The organism is Flavobacterium sp. RSSA_27, assembly GCF_051547125.1.
In the GTDB taxonomy this organism is placed as follows: Bacteria; Bacteroidota; Bacteroidia; order Flavobacteriales; family Flavobacteriaceae; genus Flavobacterium.
Genome location: NZ_JBPTTN010000004.1, coordinates 318,641 through 338,702, shown reverse-complemented (window position 1 = coordinate 338,702; position 20,062 = coordinate 318,641). Strand labels below are relative to the sequence as shown.

Genomic DNA, 20,062 nt, shown 5'->3' with positions numbered 1-20,062 from the left:
AAAGTGTTGGTTAAGTTTTGTACTTGCTCTTCGGCGCTTTTGCATATGTCTTCGGAGGTGCCGTCTTTTTCTAATTTTTTGATATCGGTATTGGCGTCTTTACGAGCGTTACGAACTCCAATTTTGGCGTCTTCGGCTTCGGCTTTGGCTTGTTTGGCCAATTCTCTACGACGATCTTCGGTCAAAGGCGGAACACTAATAATGATCACGTCTCCATTGTTCATTGGGTTAAACCCTAAATTAGCCACCATAATTGCTTTTTCTATAGGGTGTAACATGCTTTTTTCAAAGGGTTGAATAGTGATGGTTCTCGCATCGGGCACACTAATTTTCGACACTTGAGAAAGTGGTGAAGCAGACCCGTAATAATCTACAAAAACACTTCCTAGCATTGCAGGAGAAGCTTTCCCTGCGCGAATATTCAAAAATGATTTCTCTAAATGCGCAATAGAACCCTCCATAGATTCTTCTGTACTCTCTAATATAAAGTCAATTTCTTCAGTCATAATCTTAATGTTGTTGTTTGTTGTTGGTGGTTCGCAGTCAACTATAAACTACAAACCTTTAACCATAAACTTATATATTAACTACGGTTCCTATGTTTTCTCCTTGGCAGATTTTCAATAAATTACCTTCTTTGTTCATATCAAAAACAACAATTGGCAATTTGTTTTCTTGACTCAAAGTAAATGCTGTGGTGTCCATAACATTCAATCCTTTGCTTAAAACATCTTCAAATGAAATGTAGTCAAATTTTACAGCAGAAGCATTTTTTTCTGGATCAGAATCATACACGCCATCTACGCGTGTTCCTTTTAAAATTACATCGGCACTTACTTCGATTCCTCTCAAAACGGCTGCAGTGTCTGTTGTAAAATAGGGGTTTCCTGTTCCAGCACCAAAAATAACAATACGTCCTTTTTCTAAATGGCGATCGGCTCTTCTTTTGATATACGGTTCAGCAATAGACTCCATTTTTAAAGCAGTCATCAAACGGGTTTTCATTCCGTTATCTTCTAATGCTCCTTGTAATGCCATTCCGTTGATTACCGTTGCTAGCATTCCCATATAATCTCCTTGAACACGATCCATTCCTGAGCTTGCGCCTGCAACTCCTCTAAAAATGTTTCCTCCACCAATTACAATGGCAATTTCTACGCCTTGTTCATGAACTTTCTTGATCTCTTGAGCATATTCTGCCAATCTTTTAGGATCAATTCCGTAGTTTAAATCACCCATTAAAGCTTCGCCACTTAATTTGAGAAGAATTCTTTTGTATTTCATTTGATAGTTGAATTGTTTGTGCAAATATAGCGATATTCTGTTTTTTGTGAAATAGTGTTTTCTAATTATCTACATTTTGTTTTTGGTAACTTTTTTTGGCTGCTTCGTAACCAATTTTAAAAATAGCATCCATCTTACTTTTACTGGTTTCAAAGGTGCTATAGTTCGATAATTCTTCAGGTTCAATCAACCATTCACATTGCGAAAATTTAGCAATACTCGAGTTTGCCGTTAAGAGATCATAAGCTCTACTTGTTACAGATTTAATTGAGGTTAGGTCATTTGCGGTTATTTTTTGCATGGGGCTCACATATACCCCTATCAAAGAATCACAAAGATCTCGAAGTGGCTCGGTGGGAAAGTGATTCAGGATTCCACCATCGCTATACCACTCTCCATTGATTTCATAAGGTGAAATAACACCTGGAAAAGCACTTGAGGCCAATATAGCATCAATTGTTTTGGTTTTGGCATCAAACACAGTTAATTTTCCTTTTACCATATTAGTTGCGGTAATGTGAATGGGAATTTTTAAATCAGCTAGTAGTGTATCTTGAAAAATTCCGGAAAAATAATTTTTAAACGATTCAGGATCGATAAATCCAGCTTTTGAAAACGTGAAATGTTTCCAATGAAAAAAGTAAATGGACTTAAAGAAGCTAAGAATTTCCTTTGGAGACATACCATTTGCATAAAGTGCAGCTACTATAGCGCCAGCACTTGAGCCTGAAAGATGAGTCGGTGCGATGTTTTGTTCCTCTAAAAATTGTAAAACCCCAGCGTGGGCAATTCCTTTGGAGCCTCCTCCGGATAATACTAGTCCAATATTTTTTGAATTATTTAACATTAAAGATAGGTATTGGTTCTTCTAAAGGTGATTTTTATCACACTTGGATTGGGTAGATATATTTAATTTTGCCTAAAAATAATAATAAAATGAAAACTTCAATCGCAAAAGCATTATTTCATAGTCATCCTTATGCTAATTATAGAAAAATAGTTTCTGATTTACTCAAAGAAGGAAAATCATCAGGTAAAGAACAATCGGAGGATTTGACACACTATAGTGCGCTTAATGAAACCAGAATGAATCGTTTGGATAAAACAATTAAAATTGATGATGCTGTAGCAGAACAATTAAAAGGCTTACAAAACGAATACATTTGGTTGGTATTGGCAGAAGGCTGGTGTGGGGATGCCGCCCAAGTTCTACCAGTTATCAATAAAATGGCTTTAGAATCTGATAAAATTGAGTTGAGAATTGTTTTTAGAGACGAAAATGAGGAATTGATGCAACATTTTTTGACCAATGGTGCGAGAGCTATTCCGAAATTGATTATTATCGATAAAACCACCTCCGAAGTTGTGAGTGACTGGGGGCCAAGACCTAATGGAGCTAAAGAATTAATTGTAAATTATAAAAAGGAATTTGGTGTAGTAGATGAAACGGCAAAATCACAATTGCAATTATGGTATCTGCACGATAAAGGGTTGAGCACGCAACAAGAAATTTTAGGTTCAATTCCAGAGTGTTTAGTAATGAGCTAGTTTTTGGTATAAATCACTTTATTTCAGTTTTTTAACAATTAATTATTTAATAATATTTTGCTTTTTAATAATATAATTATAACTTAGCAGAAGCTAACCAGATTTACTGATTTGATTTACTTTTTTATTGGTGTTTAAAATAGTGTCTCACAATTTAAAAAACATCTTTATGAAAAAGCTATTCGAAAAGTTCTATGATTTTGTTTCTTCTGTTTTGTTTGGAGGAAAGACTACAATTCATTATTAAACACGGTTAAGCCCCAGTCCGTAAAAAAAAGCAAAAGTATGGTTTAAAAAGTACTTTGATTTTAAAACACACAAAACAAATTCATTTAGAAATTGTTTTGTGTTTTTTTTATTTTAAGGTTTCCTCGAAGTTTGCTGGTGTGATGGCTTCATCAACAGAATAATCGCCAATTTTTGTGCGACGTAAAGTTGTCAAATGCGCACCAGATTGCAAGGCTTTGCCATAATCAAAAGCTAATGAGCGTATGTAGGTCCCTTTGCTACACACTACTCTAAAATCAATTTCGGGAAGTGCAATTCTAGTGATTTCAAATTCGTGAATGGTGGTTTTTCTACTGGCTATTTCTACTGTTTCTCCTGCTCGGGCGTGCTCGTATAGACGGACGCCTTCTTTTTTAATAGCAGAAAAAATAGGTGGTTTTTGATCAATTTCTCCCAAAAATTGCTGCACCGTTTCGTGTATTAATGCCTCAGTGATGTGTTCGGTAGGAAAGTGCTGGTCTACTTCGGTTTCTAAATCGTAGGATGGAGTAGTAGCACCAATATGAAAAGTGCCGGTATATTCTTTGGCTTGCCCTTGTAATTCTGTAATGCGTTTGGTGAATTTACCCGTGCAGATTAATAATAAACCTGATGCCAATGGGTCTAAGGTTCCTGCGTGACCAATCTTGAATTTTTTTGGCAATCCCACTTTGTTAATCAACAAATACTTTAACTTATTTACCGCTTGAAAAGAAGTAAAATGCAAGGGCTTGTCAATCAAGAGAATTTGTCCTTCTAAATAGTCTTCGGGTGTCATTAAATGATGGTGAGGGGATGAATGAAAAAATGGATGATTAGCAAAACAATACCTGCTAGTATGCGGTAGTAACCAAAAACTTTGAAGCCGTTTTTAGTCAAAAAACCAATGAAAGTTTTAATAGCTAATAAGGCCACAATAAAAGCCACGATATTACCAATAATTAGACAATTGATCTGATCGTTGCTCAAAACAAATCCGTCTTTGTAATAGTCGTAACATTTTTTGACTGTAGCACCCAACATCGTTGGTACTGCTAGGAAAAATGAAAATTCTGCAGCAGAAGTTCGGGATAATTTTTGCGACATACCGCCAACAATACTCGCTCCACTTCTAGAGACTCCAGGAATCATAGCCAAACATTGAAACAAACCAATTTTAAAGGCTTGCTGATAAGTGATTTCTTTTTCTTTTTCGTTATCGGTGGTGGTGGGATTGAACCACTGGTCTACTTTTAATAAAATAAAACCGCCAATAAGTAATGATACTGCTACAGTAACTGGATTCTCTAATAACCCATCAATAATATCACTCAATAGCAATCCTAAAACTACCGCAGGAATAAAAGCCACTACTAATTTGAAATAAAAATCAAAGGATTGGAAAAACCGTTTGAAGTACAAAATTACTACCGATAAAATCGCTCCCAATTGAATTACGATAGTAAATAATTTGGTGAAATCGTCGTGCGCAATTCCAAAAAAAGACGAAGCAATAATCATATGTCCAGTCGAAGAAACAGGCAAAAATTCAGTAATTCCCTCAATAATTGCAAGGATGATTGCTTGTAGTGTATTCATTTTTATGTTTGTAAAATGGAGAAAAGCTAGTTACTATGCACTAATAACTAATTACTGTTTTTTAGGATTTTTAAGAATAGCATAAATGGTGATTCCAAAACCTATAAGTACCGTTGTTGGAGCCAAGCGAATTCTCCTAAAATCAAAAATAGCTTCACTAAAAACGGCAGGATCATCGCTTCCTCCGCCAGACATTAAGATGAAACCAAGCGTTATTACTGCAATACCAATCAACAATACGATGTAGTTGGTTTTTTCAAAAAGAAATTCTTTTTTTATTTCGTTGTTTTTCATTTTTATTTCAACTGAATGAATTATCGAATAGGGAGGGATTAATATAAATCGTCTGTTCTTAAATTGAGGAATCGTTGGGTAGCAAAATAAGTACTTAGCCAAGTGATTAAAACTCCTAGTCCGAATACAATCAATAGGATTAATCCTGTTACTAATTTGTCTTCCATTATGCCTAAATCAGGGAAATTGGTTTCGATATAAATTAATAGAGAAATCAAAGCCACAATAGCTAAGCCAGCTCCAATCATTCCTAATTTTATGCTTTTAATAACAAAAGGTTTACGGATAAAAGATTTGGTTGCACCCACCATTTGCATTGTTTTGATGATAAAACGATTAGAGTGGATGGATAAACGCAAGGAGCTATTTATCAACAAGACAGCAATTACGGTTAGAAAACCACTGATGATTAAAATCCACATACTCACTTTCTTGATGTTATCGTTTACCAGATTTACCAATTGTTTGTCATAAACAATATCAGAAATCATTGGGTTTTTACGAAAATGACTTTCAATTCTAGCGATGCTATCACGAACCACATAATCTGCTTTTAGGTTGATGTCGTAGGAATTTTGAAGTGGATTTTCTCCCAAGAAAGTAAGGAAATCTTCTCCAATGATATCGGTGTGTTCTTTAGCTGCTTTTTCTTTGGAAACATAAACAAATTGTTTCGGAAATTTAGCCGCTTTTAATTCTTTTTCAAAGGCCTGAAAAGTACTGTCGGTAGCTTCTTTTTTGAAGAAAACAGTCATCGCAATTTTTTCTCTAAAATCATCGGCTAATTTTTTAGAATTCACGATGAAAAGTCCTAATGTTCCCAATAGGAATAACACCAAAAAAACACTCAATACTACCGAAAAATAAGAGGAAATTAACCTGCGTTTTTGAAATTTGTCGAAGTTAGAACTCATAGCATACTTTAATTATGGCGTAAAAATAACAAACAAATTCTTTATTTGAAGTTAATAACGCCCAAACTTTCAACTTTCGTACAATAAATGTAAATTTGCGCTTTAAAATTTTTATTAGTAAAACTTAGAAACTCAGCTACTTTTTAGCTTTGCAACTCGAAAATGAAATACAATCCGAACGAAATCGAAGCCAAATGGCAACAATATTGGGCTGACAACAAGACTTTTGCAGCGCAAAACAACTCAGAAACCCGAGGCAATGCCGAACAGAGCGTAGCTAAACCAAAATATTATGTTTTGGATATGTTTCCTTATCCTTCTGGAGCGGGATTACACGTTGGGCATCCTCTGGGGTACATCGCATCAGATGTATATTCGCGTTTCAAAAGACATCAAGGTTTTAATGTGTTGCACCCAATGGGTTATGATAGTTTTGGATTACCTGCTGAACAATATGCCATACAAACAGGTCAACGTCCAGAAGATACTACACATGTAAATATAGACGGAGGAGTTGATAAAGAAGGAAATGCAATTGCAGGTTACAGAAAACAGTTAGACAAAATTGGATTTTCATTTGATTGGGACAGAGAAGTGAGAACATCCAATCCTGATTATTATAAACATACGCAATGGATTTTTATCCAATTGTTCAATTCATGGTACAATAAAGACACCGACAAAGCCGAAGATATTTCGACTTTGACAGCTATTTTCGAAAAAGAGGGAAATACTACTGTAAATGCCGTTTGCGATGACAATATCATTAGTTTTTCAGCTAAGGAATGGAACGCATTTTCTTCCGATGAGCAACAAAAAATATTATTGCAGTACCGATTAACGTATTTAGCAGAAACCGAAGTAAACTGGTGTCCTGGATTGGGAACGGTTTTGGCGAATGACGAAATTGTAAATGGCGTTTCGGAGCGCGGTGGTTATCCTGTGATTCGCAAGAAAATGACCCAATGGAGTATGCGAATTTCGGCCTACGCCGAACGTTTGTTGCAAGGTTTAAACGATATTGATTGGAGCGAAAGTATCAAAGAAAGCCAACGCAACTGGATTGGAAAATCGGTTGGAGCGATGGTAACTTTCAATGTGCAAAATCACGAAGCAAGTATTGATGTCTTTACCACTCGTCCTGATACAATTTTTGGAGTAACGTTTATGACCTTGGCTCCAGAACACGATTTGGTGGCTCAAATTACGACTCCTGAACAAAAAGAAGCTGTAGAAGCTTATATTGAAAAAACAGCAAAACGCTCCGAAAGAGAGCGTATGGCTGATGTGAAAACTATTTCGGGAGTGTTCACTGGTGCTTATGCGGAACATCCGTTTACCAAAGAGCCTATTCCGGTTTGGATTGGCGATTATGTGTTGGCGGGTTACGGAACTGGAGCAGTAATGGCGGTAGCTTGTGGAGACGAAAGAGATTATGCTTTTGCGAATTTCTTCAAAGGGCAAAAGGGAATGCCAACTATCAAAAATATTTTTGACCAAGACATTTCGGAAGCGGCTTATGGCGCCAAAGAAGGGTTCCAATTAATCGATTCTGATTTCTTGAACGGTTTGGGTTATAAAGAAGCGACTCAGAAAGTTATTGCAGAACTTGAAGCAATAGGTCAAGGTAAAGGGAAAATCAATTACCGTTTGCGTGATGCGGTGTTCTCGCGTCAACGCTATTGGGGAGAGCCTTTCCCTGTGTATTATGTGAACGGATTGCCACAAATGATTGATGCCAAACATTTACCAATCGTTTTACCAGAAGTAGAGAAGTATTTACCAACCGAAGAAGGATTGCCTCCTTTGGGGAACGCAGCCGTTTGGGCTTGGGATAGTGTTCAGTGTTCAGTGGTTAGTACTCAGTTGATAGACAACCAAACCATTTTTCCTTTAGAATTGAATACGATGCCGGGATGGGCAGGAAGTTCTTGGTATTGGATGCGTTATATGGATGCGCAAAACGAAACCGAATTTGCTTCTATCGAGGCTTTGAAATATTGGGAAAGCGTAGATTTATACATTGGCGGAAGCGAACACGCAACGGGTCACTTGTTGTATTCTCGTTTTTGGAACAAATTTCTAAAAGACAAAGGTTTTGCTCCAACCGAAGAACCATTTAAGAAGCTGATTAATCAAGGGATGATTTTGGGGACGAGTGCGTTTGTGTATCGATTAGAAGGGCAAAATGTTTTTGTTTCGAAAAATCAAATCAATGGACAAAATGTACAACCTATTCATACTGATGTTTCATTTGTTAATGCTTCAGATGAATTAGATATTGAGAAGTTTAAACAATTTAGGGAAGATTATAAAGACGCTGAATTCATATTAGATGAAAACGGCAAATACATTGTAGGTCGAGAAGTCGAAAAAATGTCGAAATCGAAATACAATGTGGTAACGCCAGACGATATTTGTGCAGAATACGGAGCCGATACCTTGCGTTTGTATGAAATGTTCTTAGGCCCATTAGAGCAAGCCAAACCTTGGAATACCGCTGGAATTTCGGGAGTTTTTGGTTTCTTGAAAAAATTATGGCGTTTGTACTTTGATGAAAATGGTTTGATTGTAAACAACGACGAACCTACCAAAGACAACTTGAAATCATTGCACAAAACCATCAAAAAAGTCGCAGAAGACATTGAAGGATTCTCTTTCAATACTTCGGTGTCACAATTTATGATTTGTGTGAATGAATTGTCCTCACAAAACTGTCATTCTCGTGCTATTTTAGAACCGTTGGCGGTTGTGATTTCGCCTTATGCGCCTCATATTGCAGAAGAATTATGGTCGTTGTTAGGTCATCAAGGGTCTATTGCAACGGTTCCGTTTCCAGTTTTTGACCCACAACATTTGATTGAAAGTGAAAAAGAATATCCAGTTTCTTTCAACGGTAAAATGCGTTTTACCATCAAATTGCCTTTGGATTTAACCAAAGAACAAATCGAGGAAATCGTAATGCAAGACGAAAGAACCCAAAAACAATTAGACGGCAAAACGCCAAATAAAGTGATTATTGTGCCAGGGAAAATCATCAACTTGGTAGGGTAATCAAATAAATTCCAATTTTTGAAAATCCAAATTCCAAATTCACGATTGGAGTTTGGATTTTTTTATGGAATATTTAACTCGTGTCAAAATGGCATTTTTGGAGTTTGGTTCGTAAATTGTTGTCTACAACTGAGACAAAAAATATAAACTAAAAAATAAATATATGGGAAGTGGTTATTTGATTTTGGCTGGAGCCATTATGCTTTTCAGCTGGTTAGTGAGTTCAAGATTGAAGAGTAAATTTGAACACTATTCTAAATTACAATTGCAAAATGGCATGTCGGGCGCTGAGATTGCTCAAAAAATGCTTGCAGATAATGGAATTTATGATGTTCGTGTCATTTCGACTCCAGGGCAATTAACGGACCATTATAATCCGGTAGATAAAACTGTGAATTTGAGTGAGGCGGTATACAATCAGCGTAATGCCGCAGCGGCAGCTGTTGCGGCGCACGAATGTGGTCATGCTGTACAACATGCTGTGGGGTACGAATGGTTGCAAATGCGTTCTAAGTTGGTACCTATTGTAAGTGTGGCTTCTGGATTTGTGCAATGGATTTTGTTAGCAGGAATTCTAATGATTAAAACCTTTCCAAGCTTGTTGTTGATTGGTATTGTGATTTTTGCAGCAACAACTTTATTTTCTATTGTTACTTTGCCCGTAGAATATGACGCAAGTAATCGAGCCTTGGCTTGGTTGAAAAACAAAAACATGCTCAATCGTGCCGAGTATGATGGAGCCGAAGACTCTTTAAAATGGGCAGCCAGAACTTATGTAGTAGCTGCTTTGGGATCTATTGCGACTTTATTGTACTACGTTTCTATTTATTTGGGAGGTAGAAGAGAATAAAAGAAAAATTCCAAAATATAAATTCCAAATTCCAATCTCGAAGTCTGAGGTTGGAATTTTTTGTTTTATTTGAAATTTGGAATTTGAGGTTTTTAGAGTTGTATTTGTCGTTCTATTTGCTGCTCTAGAGAAATAAATGTTTCAGTTCTGGAAACGCCTTCGATGGTCTGGATTTTTGAATTCAAAAGTTGCATTAAGTGTTCGTTATCACGGCAAATGATTTTTATTAAAATAGACCAATTGCCCGTGGTGTAATGGCATTCGAGCACTTCTGGAATTTTTTTCAATTCTTTTACAGCTTCTAAATTTCGGGCGGCTTTATCTAAATATACTCCAACGAAAGCCATAGTGTTATAGCCTAATACTTTGTGGCTTACCGTAAATTTTGACCCAGAAATTACTCCCGATTGTTCCAATTTGCGCAGTCGTTGATGAATGGCTGCACCCGAAATCCCAATTTTGTTGGCGATTTGCAAAATAGGTTTTCTGGCATCCTCCATCAGGTAGCGTAAAATTTCTTTGTCGATACCGTCAATTTCAACTATTAGAGAATTGATTTTCATGTAGTAAATTTTCAACTAAAATAGTCATTTTGATTTCAATTTGAAAGTAAATATAGTGCTGCGGTGTTATTTTTCAAAATCAGTAGCTTTTGATTATAAACATATAAGTCAGCTAAGTTTTTTTAGCTAGTGTACTACTGTTCATAGTTAAAAGTAAATATAAGTTACTGTTATTCTTTTTAAAACGATTTGACTGCTTTAATGAGCTATTTATTTGCTCTACTTGTCAAAGTAAAGCTTCAATGTCTTATATGTTTTGATTGTATAAAATATTGGAATTGTTAGTGCTAAGTGTTTGTTGGTACAAAAAAAAATCCAAATTCCATTTTTAATTGGAATTTGGATTTTATATTTTGGGATTTGAATGTGTTATTTTCCTTTATTAACTTCGGCAATGTATTTTTCTAAAGCCATGGTCATTGATGGAGTTCCAGGAGTTGGAGCCATAATATCTACGCGCAATCCATGATCTAAAGCTTCTTTTTGAGTGGTGCTTCCAAAAACAGCAATTCGAGTATTGTTTTGTTCAAAATCTGGGAAGTTTTTGTACAATGATTTAATACCAGTTGGACTGAAAAAAGCCAAAACATCATAATAAACATCGGCCAAATCGGATAAATCACTCATTACTGTTTTGTAAAAAGTAGCTGGCGTCCAATCTACTTTCAGGGCATTTAAAGTAACAGGGATATCTGCATTCAATTGGTCGGATGCAGGTAATAAGAATTTTTCGTCTTTGTACTTTTTGATTAGCGGTGATAAATCTGCGAAATCTTTTGGTCCAACGTAAATTTTACGTTTTCTGTACACTACATATTTTTGAAGGTAAAAAGCAATAGCTTCAGATTGACAAAAATATTTTAAATCTTCCGGGACTTTATAGCGCATTTCTTCCGCTACTCTAAAAAAGTGGTCTACACCATTACGGCTGGTTAAGATGATAGCACTGTAATTGTTAAGATCAATTTTTTGTAAACGAATTTCTTTGGCACTTACTCCTTCTACGTGAATAAAAGGCCTGAAATCTACTTTTACTTTATGCTTTTGTTGCAACTCAAAGTAAGGAGAGTTCTCTACTTTAGGTTCTGGCTGTGAGACCAAAATTGTTTTCACTTTCATAGTTAATATTGTCTAAGTATTCCCTTTTGTAAACCAATAATACATAAAATAATAGGGTGCTATTTCAAGTGCGCAAAGATATAAAATAAAATAAAACAATTTACTCAATATTAAGCTTTGGTAATTTTTTATTGTAAGTAAATAAGTGAAGACGTTTATAATCAGTGCGATAGTAAAAATGGGAATAAAAATGTTTTTAGAAAAAGCATCAAAATAATAAAGTATAAAATCAATCGGTAAGATAATTAGTCCAATATAAGTACGATAAGTTACCTTCTTGAGATTAAATTGCTCCATAAAGTCTTCTATTTTAAATGCTGTTGCAATGATCTTCTCAATCAAGAACTTAGCCAGGATGAAATAAGTAATAAAAGTAAACAGTTGTACAAAAAGCATCCAATCTGTTTTGGAAGCACGACCCTGATACGTCAAAAAGAGTTGTATGAAAAAAGCAATGGAAATGATTTGGACTACAAATAAGCTAATTGTAAATCCACTCATCAAATGGCTGCTGTCTCGATACATTTTGATGTATTTGTCGGAGTAGATAAGTTTGGTGAAATCATTGAAACGATTTTCGAAAACAGATTTGGTGGAGGCAATCAATATCAAAGACAAGACAAAAAGCGCAGTGGCCCAGTCTGTCTGCTCCATTAGTCTCGGGTGAAGTATAGGATCCATCATAGTCAACAAAATTACTAATTTTTTGTATCAATCTTTTTATTATAGATTTATTATGAATGAAATGCTTTAAAAAGTTTACTTTTGCCGTGAAATTGCTGCAAATATGAATGATAGTATAGTTATAATTCCAACCTATAACGAAATTGAGAATGTCGAAAAAATTATTCGAGCCACTCTTTCTCAACACAAATCTTTTCATGTTCTTATTATAGATGATAATTCGCCGGATCATACCGCCGAGAAAGTGATCTTGCTTCAAGAAGAATATCCTGGAAGATTGTTTTTAGAAAAAAGAAAAGAGAAATCAGGGCTTGGAACGGCTTATGTACACGGCTTTAAATGGGCGTTAGAACACCAATATCAATTCATTTTTGAAATGGATGCCGATTTTTCGCACAATCCAAATGACTTAGAAAAATTATATGATGCTTGCCATTTTGGTGGCGCAGATTTAGCCATTGGTTCTCGATACAAAACAGGAGTAAATGTTGTTAATTGGCCTTTAAGTCGTGTTTTGATGTCCTACTTTGCTTCGGTGTATGTAAGGATAATTACTGGAATGATGATTCATGATGCAACAGCAGGATTTGTGTGTTATAAAAGAGAAGTACTCGAAAGTATTAATCTAGATAAAATAAAATTTGTGGGCTACGCTTTTCAAATTGAAATGAAATACAGGACCTACTGCAATAAATTTGAAATTGCCGAAGTTCCCATTATTTTTACGGATCGTACCAAAGGAGTTTCAAAAATGAGTAACTCCATTATTATAGAAGCTGTTTTTGGAGTAATTTCACTTCGATTACGCCAATTATTAAGAAGACTTTAAAACCTTTTAACTATGAATAAGATTTTAATAAAGAATGCTAAGATTGTAAATGAAGGAACTATTTTTGAAGGCGATTTATTAATTGAAAATGATTTAATTGTTGAAATTGCTGAAAAGATTAGTCCAAAGTCATCCGATTGTAAAATAATTGATGCCGAAGGGAATTATTTGATTCCGGGTGCAATTGATGACCAAGTGCATTTTAGAGAGCCAGGTCTTACGCATAAAGGTGATATTGAATCCGAATCTAGAGCAGCCGTTGCAGGAGGAATAACTTCGTTTATTGAGCAACCTAACACCGTTCCAAATGCTGTAACGCAAGAATTATTAGAACAAAAATACCAAATCGCAGCGGAGTCTTCTTTTGCCAATTACTCATTTATGATGGGTGGAACCAACGATAATTTGGAGGAAATCTTAAAGACAAATCCGCGAAATGTTGCGGGACTTAAGCTCTTTTTGGGTTCTTCAACAGGTGATATGTTAGTAGACAGCACGGATTCTTTGGAGAAAATCTTTTCAAGCACAAAATTATTAATCGCTGTGCACTGTGAAGACGAAAGTACAGTGAAATCGAATTTAGCCAAATACAAAGAGCAATACGGTGACGATATTCCTGTGGAGTGCCATCCGTTAATTCGTTCTGAAGAGGCTTGTTATTTATCGTCATCTCGAACTGTAGAATTGGCCAAAAAAACTGGGGCAAGATTACACGTTTTTCACATCTCTACTGCTAAGGAGTTGGATTTGTTTACTAATAAAATTCCATTGGCTGAGAAAATGATTACTGCTGAAGTATGTATTCACCACTTATGGTTTTCGGACGAAGATTATAAAACCAAAGGAAACTTGATCAAATGGAATCCAGCGGTTAAAACAACCAATGACCGCGAAGCTTTATGGAAAGCAGTAAATGATGGAAGAATTGATGTAATTGCTACAGATCACGCTCCTCACACATTAGAGGAAAAAAGTCAAGTGTATACTAAAGCCCCCTCTGGAGGACCTTTGGTGCAACACGCAGTAGTGGCGATGTTTGAAGCTTATCATCAAGGAAAAATAACGATCGAAAAAATTGTGGAAAAAATGTGCCACAATCCAGCCTCACTTTTCAAAATCGAGAAACGTGGTTTTATAAAAGTGGGGTATTATGCCGATTTGGCCATTGTGAATGCAGGCTTGCCTTGGAGTGTGAAAAAAGAGAATATTTTAGCCAAATGTGGTTGGTCTCCTTTTGAAGGTTATACTTTCAAATCTAGAATTACGCATACTTTTGTTAACGGTCAATTGGTGTACCAAGGATTCAAAGTAAGTCCAAAAAAAGCTGGTAAACGATTATTATTTGATAGATAAAATGAAAAAAGGAATTCTATTTTTTGTACTCTTAGTTTCATTCGTTGGATGTCGAAAAGAAGAAACAGTCAAAGCTCCAAAAAAGTTGATTGACAAAGCCGTTATGGTCAATGTTTTTTATGATTTGGCTTTGCTTGAAGCTTCAAAGTACCAGATGATTTCCAATTCAGATTACCAAAAAATTGAGCCCAAAGAATTTATCTATAAAAAATACAAAATAGATAGTGCACAGTTTTCACAAAGCAATATATACTATGCCTCGTCTATTGAAGAGTACAAGAAAATGTTTGAAGAAGTCCAAAAACGATTACAAACCAATAGCGATAAACTGGATACGATTATCAAGCGTAAACAAGAAAAGTTAAAGCTTAACTCAAAAACACATTCCAAAAGAAGAGTGGAAAAAGTAGCAAAACAACCTTAAAAAGTGGAAGCTATTTCGTGAATATATTTTTTTATACTAATAAAAGAAGGGTTTAATTCATCAACTATTTTTTTGCTGCTATAGGGGGTTTTTGAATGCGAAGCTTTGGCAGCTACACGACTAAAAGTATGTTGCTTAAGTTGAAGAAAAGAAGCTAATGCATCCAATCTCCAAGCAATACTAGTAAGTAAAGGGCCAGCTTTTAGAGTTGGTCTTTTTACTTTTAAGGCATCAGCCATACTGAAAATAACGTTTTTGTAGGCTAAATTTTCAGCGATTACAGTAAATCTTTCATTACAACAATCACTTTTCATCAAGCGGTACATACTGTTTATAACATCTGGGACAGCTATAAAAGCAGTGGTTCCTAAAGTATAAAACAACAATCCTTTCTTCACATTAGAAAACAAAATTCCGCTTCCTTGCGATGGAAAACCTGGACCTAAAATCACACCCGGATTTACAATAATAACCTTCAGCCCTTCTTGCTGACCGCGCCAAACTTCCATTTCGGCACCATATTTTGAAATTGCATAATCACTATGCGGTTTTTCTGGATTCCATTCGGTAGTTTCGGTGATTTCGGTTTCGTGAGGAGCTAAGTCACCCAATGCGGCAATCGAACTGACAAAACAGAATTTTTCTACTTTGTTGGTTAATGAAAGGTTGACCATATTGGCCGTTCCTTCGATATTCGTTTTTCGGATAGCTTCTTCGTCTTTGGGGTCAAACGAAATCAAAGCCGCACAATGATACACTTGCTTAATGTCTTGGAATGCTATCTCTAGTGAGGGAATGTCCAAAATATCTCCAGCGATCCATTCAATTGCGCCAAACAAATGTTCTTTTTGGTAATAGCTAAATAGCGCTTTGGTTTTAGAACAACTAGATGCTGTTCGATACATTGCTCGAACTTGTTCTCCATTTTCTATCAAATGAAGTAATAAATGTGCGCCAACTAAGCCGGTTCCTCCTGTTACTAATATCATATGGACAAATATACTATTTTGACTCACAACTCAAATTGTCATTGCCATCGAAATTGTTATCTTTGTCAAAATTGAAAAAAAAATGAAGAATTTTATTGAAGAAGTGACTTGGAGAGGAATGCTTCACGATGTTATGCCAGGCACCGAAGATCATTTGTTGGAGCAAATGCGTGTGGCATATGTGGGTATTGACCCAACTGCCGATTCATTGCATATTGGTCATTTGGTGGGTGTGATGTTATTGAAGCATTTTCAGTTAGCAGGGCATAAACCCTTAGCTTTGGTTGGTGGCGCCACTGGAATGATTGGGGATCCATCTGGGAAATCAAATGAGAGAAATTTATTAGACGAAGCCACTTTACGTCATAATCAAGAAGCGATAAAAGGTCAATTGGCTCGTTTCTTAGATTTTACTTCGAATGCTGATAATGCTGCCGAATTGGTGAACAACTATGACTGGATGAAAGAATTTTCGTTTCTGGATTTCATTCGCGATATCGGAAAGCACATTACAGTGAATTATATGATGGCGAAAGATTCGGTAAAGAAACGTTTGTCCTCAGAAGCAGCCGAGGGAATGTCTTTCACGGAGTTTACCTATCAGTTGGTGCAAGGCTATGATTTCTTGCATTTGTACAAAGCCAAAGGTTGTACCCTACAAATGGGAGGAAGTGACCAATGGGGGAATATTACCACAGGAACCGAATTGGTTCGAAGAAAAGAAGGAGGAAAAGCCTATGCTTTAACTTGTCCTTTGATTACCAAAGCCGATGGAACTAAGTTTGGAAAATCCGAAGGAGGGAATATTTGGTTGGATGCGGCTAGAACTTCTCCTTATAAATTCTACCAATATTGGTTGAATACTTCTGATGTTGACGCTGAGAAATACATCAAGATTTTTACGTTCTTGACCAAAGAAACCATCGAGGAGTTGACGTTGCAACATAGAGAAGCACAGCATTTGCGTTTGTTGCAAAAGAAATTAGCCCAGGAAATCACGATTATGGTGCATTCTAAGGAAGATTTAGAAAACGCAATAAAAGCTTCTGGGATTTTGTTTGGAAATGCCACAGCCGATGATTTGAAGCAGTTGGATGAAGCCACATTCTTAGAAGTTTTTGATGGTGTTCCTCAGGCAGAAATTGCCAAAAATGAAGTGGAAGCAGGTTTGGACATCATAACAGTTTTAAATGAAAAAACAGGTTTCTTTAAATCAAACGGTGAAGCGAGAAGAGCTTTGACGGCCAATTCTATTTCGGTAAATAGAGAAAAAATAAAAGAAGACTTTGTACTGACGGCAAATGATTTAATCAATGACCGATTTGTCTTGTTACAAAGTGGTAAGAAAAATTATTTTGTGATTAGAGTGGTTTAATCGGTTAATCGTTTAACTGTTTAATTATAAACGATTAAACTTTTTACACCACCATCAAATTACACCCACGAATATCTGAATGATCAAAACGTCCCAATACCTCGAAAGAGTTGTTGGGATATTTTTTACCCAAATCTTGAGTGGCAATAAAAGAGCAGGAGTTGCGATTGGCCAAGTCAATCACGTTGATACCACCAGTTTTACCATTAGCTATATAACTCAAAGCATCTTCGGTGTCGCGAATTAGGATTTGCATCCAAGAGGGACATTCAAATATGCCTTCTCCAAGAGAATACGCCTGTGAGAGCAATTCGGTCATGCCATATTCTGAATGAATACTAGAAACCCCAAAACCAGCGCATAATTGTTGGTGTAATTCTTCGCGTATCATTTCTTTACGTTTGCCTTTCATACCGCCCGTTTCCATAATGATGGTGGAGCCCCCTAACCCCCAAAGGGGGAATGCAATAGATTTAGAATATTCTATTAAATCGAGAAGTGCATAGGTAACACCAATTAGTATCACATTTTTTTCGGCTTGATGCAGCTCCATCATCTTTTTGATTAATTCGTCGTGATTGTTGAGATAAAAACCACTTTCGGGTTGGTTGGATAACCGAATCAAATCTTCAACCATATAAATCAAAGAGGAGCCTTCGCGCTCTAAATAAGAAGGCAAAAGAGCCAAAACGACATAATTTTCAATATTGCCATAAAACTGTGAGAACCCTCGACGGTAACTTTCTTCGTAAAGAGTGATATCAGTAACTAGGTGTTGACTTGTGGTCATGCCAGTAGTTCCGCTGCTCGTAAAAATAGCTTGAGGAGCTTCGTTATTGCTCACAACAGCATGACTTTTGAAAAACTGAATGGGTAAAAACGGAATTTGTTGTAGTGTTTTTACTTTTTGTACATCGGTATGTAATAGGTTGCAAAATTCTTGATAAACCAAGTTGTTTTCGTATTGGTAACGAAACGTTTTTAAAGCTATTTTTTCAAATTGCTTTTGGTTGGAAATCGAAAAAAGATCAGAATTTGAGACCAATGCAGTTTATTTTTGACAAAGGTATACTTTTTTGCTCTTTTTTGAGTTTATAAAAAATGAGTTGTAGGCAAAAAAAAACTCCATCGGTGTGGAGTTTTATGGTTTTTATAGTTACCTAATGATAAGTTTTCGAGTGGCAGTGGCTTGATTTTCAGTAATTTTTATAATATAAACTCCTGGTGGCAGTGCAGAAACATTTAGTTCTCTAGAGCTTAATTGGGTTTGAAGCACTTTTTTTCCTAAAACATCAAAAATGGTGATTTCTTTATCTAAATCCTCTTTGGTAGAAATGTATACTTTACCATTACTCACAGGATTTGGATACAAGCTCAACCCTTCGATCGAAGTGTTTTCTTGTGGCTTTGGTTGTTGCTTTACCTCTTGAGCTGAAACACCTACAGAAAAAAACAAAACCAATAAGAGTATAATATAAGAGTAGTTTTTTACCATTAGCTTAGATTTAATAGTAAAGATATAAAAATCCTTTTAAATATATAAAAAAGAGGGTGAAAATTCCTTTCACCCTCTTTCTCTTTATATTGTAGTTTTCAATTAAAAACCTACTGACCACGAAGCCGCCCATCCTGGAGCTCCAACACCATTTCCAGCACCAGTAGCTGTAGTTAATTCAGATGCTAGTACAGCTGATGCATCTACGACAACACCGCTTGTTGCAGGTGCAACTACCGTTTTTGTTCCTCTAGTTTTTGTTGTTACGTCAGCAATAAAGTTAACGCTACTTAATTTCAAAGCAGTTCCAATAAAACTTAATGTTTCGTCATGTTCAACATCAACACCTCTAGCCCATCCACTTAAAACTACATTGGTAAAAATTGCTTTTGTTCCTCTTCTTAATTTCATAGCTTGATTTTCTTGCCATGTTCCCGAAGTTGGAGCACTTCCAGGGCCAACTAAAGTAATGTTTGTAATAGTGGGTGAAGAGATTGGGGTATTAGCAAAACCAAATTCAAAGTTGTCTGCTTCTATCCCTCGGTTACCTTTACCAAAAGATAATTTACCATACCAGTTAGTGTTGGTTCCATTCCAACCTTCAGTCCAGTCAAATTGATCATCTTCATTTCCAAAAGAGATCAGGTTTGAAGTATTTACAGTTCCACCGAAAAATTCGAATCCATCATCAGCACCTTGATATGCTTCAACATATTCAAATGTAGTGCCTGAACCAACTCCAAATAATGAAACGCCATTAAACTCTTTTTCACTATTAAATGCCGCTCCAGCATATTCTATTCTTAAATAGCGAATAGAACCTGAATTGTCATTTGCAACAGTTCCTCCATAAGTCAAATCTGCAACTTCAGATTGTGCAGTACTTGCACCACCCGTTACACGGTTAATTGGAGCTTTTCCGCAAATTACTAAACCTCCCCAGTCACCTGCTTTTTTAGTAGTCAAACCACTTGTCATAACTACAGGATTAGAAGCAGTTCCGTTAATGTTGATTTTTCCACCTTGAGCTACTGCAATATAAGACGCTGTTCCTCCAACACCTTCTATTTTTGTTCCTGCCGGAATGTTTAAGGTAGCGCCACTGTTAACTTGTAATTTACCAGTTAATTTATATGTTTTTGATGCCTCTAATGTAACTTCTCCATCAGCAATTGTGCCTTGGAAATTGTTAGCGTCAACTACGAATGTAGAAGATGGCTTGTCGTTTTCATTGTTGTCACTAGAACAGCTAGTAAAAAAAGAAGCAGTTAAAGCTAAAATTCCGAATAATTGTAAAACGTTTTTTTTCATAATTGTAATTGTAATAGTTGTTTGTTTTTTATTAACAAGACAAATGTCTAGCATTATTGTTTTGTGAAGGTTAAGTAAATATCATTGTTGATTTAATAAATGCTTATATCAATATTAACTTAATGTTACTG

The 20,062-nt window shown here is 35.9% G+C and carries 21 protein-coding genes; 7 read left to right on the top strand and 14 right to left on the bottom strand.

Annotated features, from left to right (window positions below; genetic code table 11):
* The 3 genes from frr to ACSVH5_RS07875 form a co-directional block, all read right to left on the bottom strand.
* Positions 1–506, bottom strand: a 506-nt coding sequence (frr, locus tag ACSVH5_RS07885) for a ribosome recycling factor (RefSeq protein ID WP_438060889.1), incomplete at its 3' end; no start/stop codon positions are given.
* 70 nt (positions 507–576) lie between these two features.
* The gene (pyrH, locus tag ACSVH5_RS07880) at positions 577–1,284 is read right to left on the bottom strand and encodes a UMP kinase (protein WP_438060888.1); all 708 of its coding nucleotides are present in this window, start codon (positions 1,282–1,284) and stop codon (positions 577–579) included.
* A 61-nt stretch (positions 1,285–1,345) separates the two neighbouring features.
* Positions 1,346–2,131, bottom strand: coding sequence for a patatin-like phospholipase family protein (locus ACSVH5_RS07875; RefSeq protein ID WP_438060887.1), 786 nt, complete (start codon positions 2,129–2,131; stop codon positions 1,346–1,348).
* Between the two features lie 89 nt (positions 2,132–2,220).
* Between ACSVH5_RS07875 and ACSVH5_RS07870 the strand changes: the two genes are divergently transcribed.
* Positions 2,221–2,832 (top strand): thioredoxin family protein, encoded by a 612-nt coding sequence (locus tag ACSVH5_RS07870; RefSeq protein ID WP_438060886.1) that lies wholly within the window; start codon positions 2,221–2,223, stop codon positions 2,830–2,832.
* A 355-nt stretch (positions 2,833–3,187) separates the two neighbouring features.
* Here the strand turns inward: ACSVH5_RS07870 and truB are convergent, their stop codons facing one another.
* Genes truB through ACSVH5_RS07850 form a run of 4 tightly spaced genes read right to left on the bottom strand, consistent with a single transcriptional unit; the run spans position 3,188 to position 5,885 of the window.
* Positions 3,188–3,877: a tRNA pseudouridine(55) synthase TruB gene (gene truB, locus ACSVH5_RS07865; protein WP_438060885.1), complete on the bottom strand. Its 690-nt coding sequence runs from the start codon at positions 3,875–3,877 to the stop codon at positions 3,188–3,190.
* A complete protein-coding gene (locus ACSVH5_RS07860) occupies positions 3,877–4,677 on the bottom strand; it encodes an undecaprenyl-diphosphate phosphatase (RefSeq protein WP_438060884.1) in 801 nt (266 codons plus the stop codon). The genes truB and ACSVH5_RS07860 overlap by 1 nt, the downstream gene beginning before the upstream one ends.
* A 51-nt stretch (positions 4,678–4,728) precedes the next feature.
* Positions 4,729–4,971: a DUF3098 domain-containing protein gene (locus ACSVH5_RS07855; RefSeq protein WP_315156650.1), complete on the bottom strand. Its 243-nt coding sequence runs from the start codon at positions 4,969–4,971 to the stop codon at positions 4,729–4,731.
* Positions 4,972–5,009: 38 nt separating this feature from the next.
* Positions 5,010–5,885 (bottom strand): cell division protein FtsX, encoded by an 876-nt coding sequence (locus tag ACSVH5_RS07850; RefSeq protein ID WP_438060883.1) that lies wholly within the window; start codon positions 5,883–5,885, stop codon positions 5,010–5,012.
* A 162-nt stretch (positions 5,886–6,047) separates the two neighbouring features.
* Between ACSVH5_RS07850 and leuS the strand changes: the two genes are divergently transcribed.
* Both leuS and ACSVH5_RS07840 read left to right on the top strand, forming a co-directional pair.
* Entirely contained in the window at positions 6,048–8,939 is a 2,892-nt protein-coding gene (leuS, locus tag ACSVH5_RS07845) for a leucine--tRNA ligase (protein ID WP_438060882.1), read from the top strand.
* A 163-nt stretch (positions 8,940–9,102) separates the two neighbouring features.
* Complete coding sequence (locus ACSVH5_RS07840; RefSeq protein ID WP_300977673.1) at positions 9,103–9,789, top strand: zinc metallopeptidase; 687 nt, start codon at positions 9,103–9,105, stop codon at positions 9,787–9,789.
* 92 nt (positions 9,790–9,881) lie between these two features.
* Here the strand turns inward: ACSVH5_RS07840 and ACSVH5_RS07835 are convergent, their stop codons facing one another.
* From ACSVH5_RS07835 to ACSVH5_RS07825, 3 genes are all read right to left on the bottom strand, one after another.
* The gene (locus tag ACSVH5_RS07835) at positions 9,882–10,352 is read right to left on the bottom strand and encodes an Lrp/AsnC family transcriptional regulator (RefSeq protein ID WP_438060881.1); all 471 of its coding nucleotides are present in this window, start codon (positions 10,350–10,352) and stop codon (positions 9,882–9,884) included.
* A 369-nt stretch (positions 10,353–10,721) separates the two neighbouring features.
* Positions 10,722–11,471 carry a uroporphyrinogen-III synthase gene (locus ACSVH5_RS07830; RefSeq protein ID WP_438060880.1) on the bottom strand — a complete coding sequence of 250 codons (750 nt, stop codon included), beginning with the start codon at positions 11,469–11,471 and terminating at the stop codon, positions 10,722–10,724.
* Positions 11,472–11,483: 12 nt separating this feature from the next.
* Positions 11,484–12,125, bottom strand: a complete 642-nt coding sequence (locus ACSVH5_RS07825; protein WP_438060879.1) for a DUF4271 domain-containing protein — start codon at positions 12,123–12,125, stop codon at positions 11,484–11,486.
* 133 nt (positions 12,126–12,258) lie between these two features.
* Between ACSVH5_RS07825 and ACSVH5_RS07820 the strand changes: the two genes are divergently transcribed.
* The 3 genes from ACSVH5_RS07820 to ACSVH5_RS07810 are packed head-to-tail and all read left to right on the top strand — an operon-like array spanning position 12,259 to position 14,761.
* Positions 12,259–12,984 carry a polyprenol monophosphomannose synthase gene (locus tag ACSVH5_RS07820; protein ID WP_438060878.1) on the top strand — a complete coding sequence of 242 codons (726 nt, stop codon included), beginning with the start codon at positions 12,259–12,261 and terminating at the stop codon, positions 12,982–12,984.
* Positions 12,985–12,996: 12 nt separating this feature from the next.
* Positions 12,997–14,337: a dihydroorotase gene (locus ACSVH5_RS07815; protein ID WP_438060877.1), complete on the top strand. Its 1,341-nt coding sequence runs from the start codon at positions 12,997–12,999 to the stop codon at positions 14,335–14,337.
* A gap of 1 nt (position 14,338) precedes the next feature.
* Positions 14,339–14,761 (top strand): DUF4296 domain-containing protein, encoded by a 423-nt coding sequence (locus ACSVH5_RS07810; protein WP_438060876.1) that lies wholly within the window; start codon positions 14,339–14,341, stop codon positions 14,759–14,761.
* Here the strand turns inward: ACSVH5_RS07810 and ACSVH5_RS07805 are convergent.
* Entirely contained in the window at positions 14,758–15,750 is a 993-nt protein-coding gene (locus ACSVH5_RS07805; protein WP_438060875.1) for an NAD-dependent epimerase/dehydratase family protein, read from the bottom strand. The genes ACSVH5_RS07810 and ACSVH5_RS07805 overlap by 4 nt on opposite strands.
* An 82-nt stretch (positions 15,751–15,832) precedes the next feature.
* On the opposite strand from ACSVH5_RS07805, the gene tyrS reads away from it, so the two are divergent.
* Positions 15,833–17,125 (top strand): tyrosine--tRNA ligase, encoded by a 1,293-nt coding sequence (gene tyrS, locus ACSVH5_RS07800; RefSeq protein WP_438060874.1) that lies wholly within the window; start codon positions 15,833–15,835, stop codon positions 17,123–17,125.
* A gap of 43 nt (positions 17,126–17,168) precedes the next feature.
* On the opposite strand, the gene ACSVH5_RS07795 is transcribed toward tyrS, so the two are convergent.
* From ACSVH5_RS07795 to ACSVH5_RS07785, 3 genes are all read right to left on the bottom strand, one after another.
* Positions 17,169–18,170: an acyl transferase gene (locus ACSVH5_RS07795; protein ID WP_438060873.1), complete on the bottom strand. Its 1,002-nt coding sequence runs from the start codon at positions 18,168–18,170 to the stop codon at positions 17,169–17,171.
* A gap of 111 nt (positions 18,171–18,281) precedes the next feature.
* Entirely contained in the window at positions 18,282–18,620 is a 339-nt protein-coding gene (locus ACSVH5_RS07790) for a T9SS type A sorting domain-containing protein (protein ID WP_438060872.1), read from the bottom strand.
* Positions 18,621–18,722: 102 nt separating this feature from the next.
* Positions 18,723–19,931: a hypothetical protein gene (locus tag ACSVH5_RS07785; protein WP_438060871.1), complete on the bottom strand. Its 1,209-nt coding sequence runs from the start codon at positions 19,929–19,931 to the stop codon at positions 18,723–18,725.
* Between the last annotated feature and the right edge of the window lie 131 nt (positions 19,932–20,062).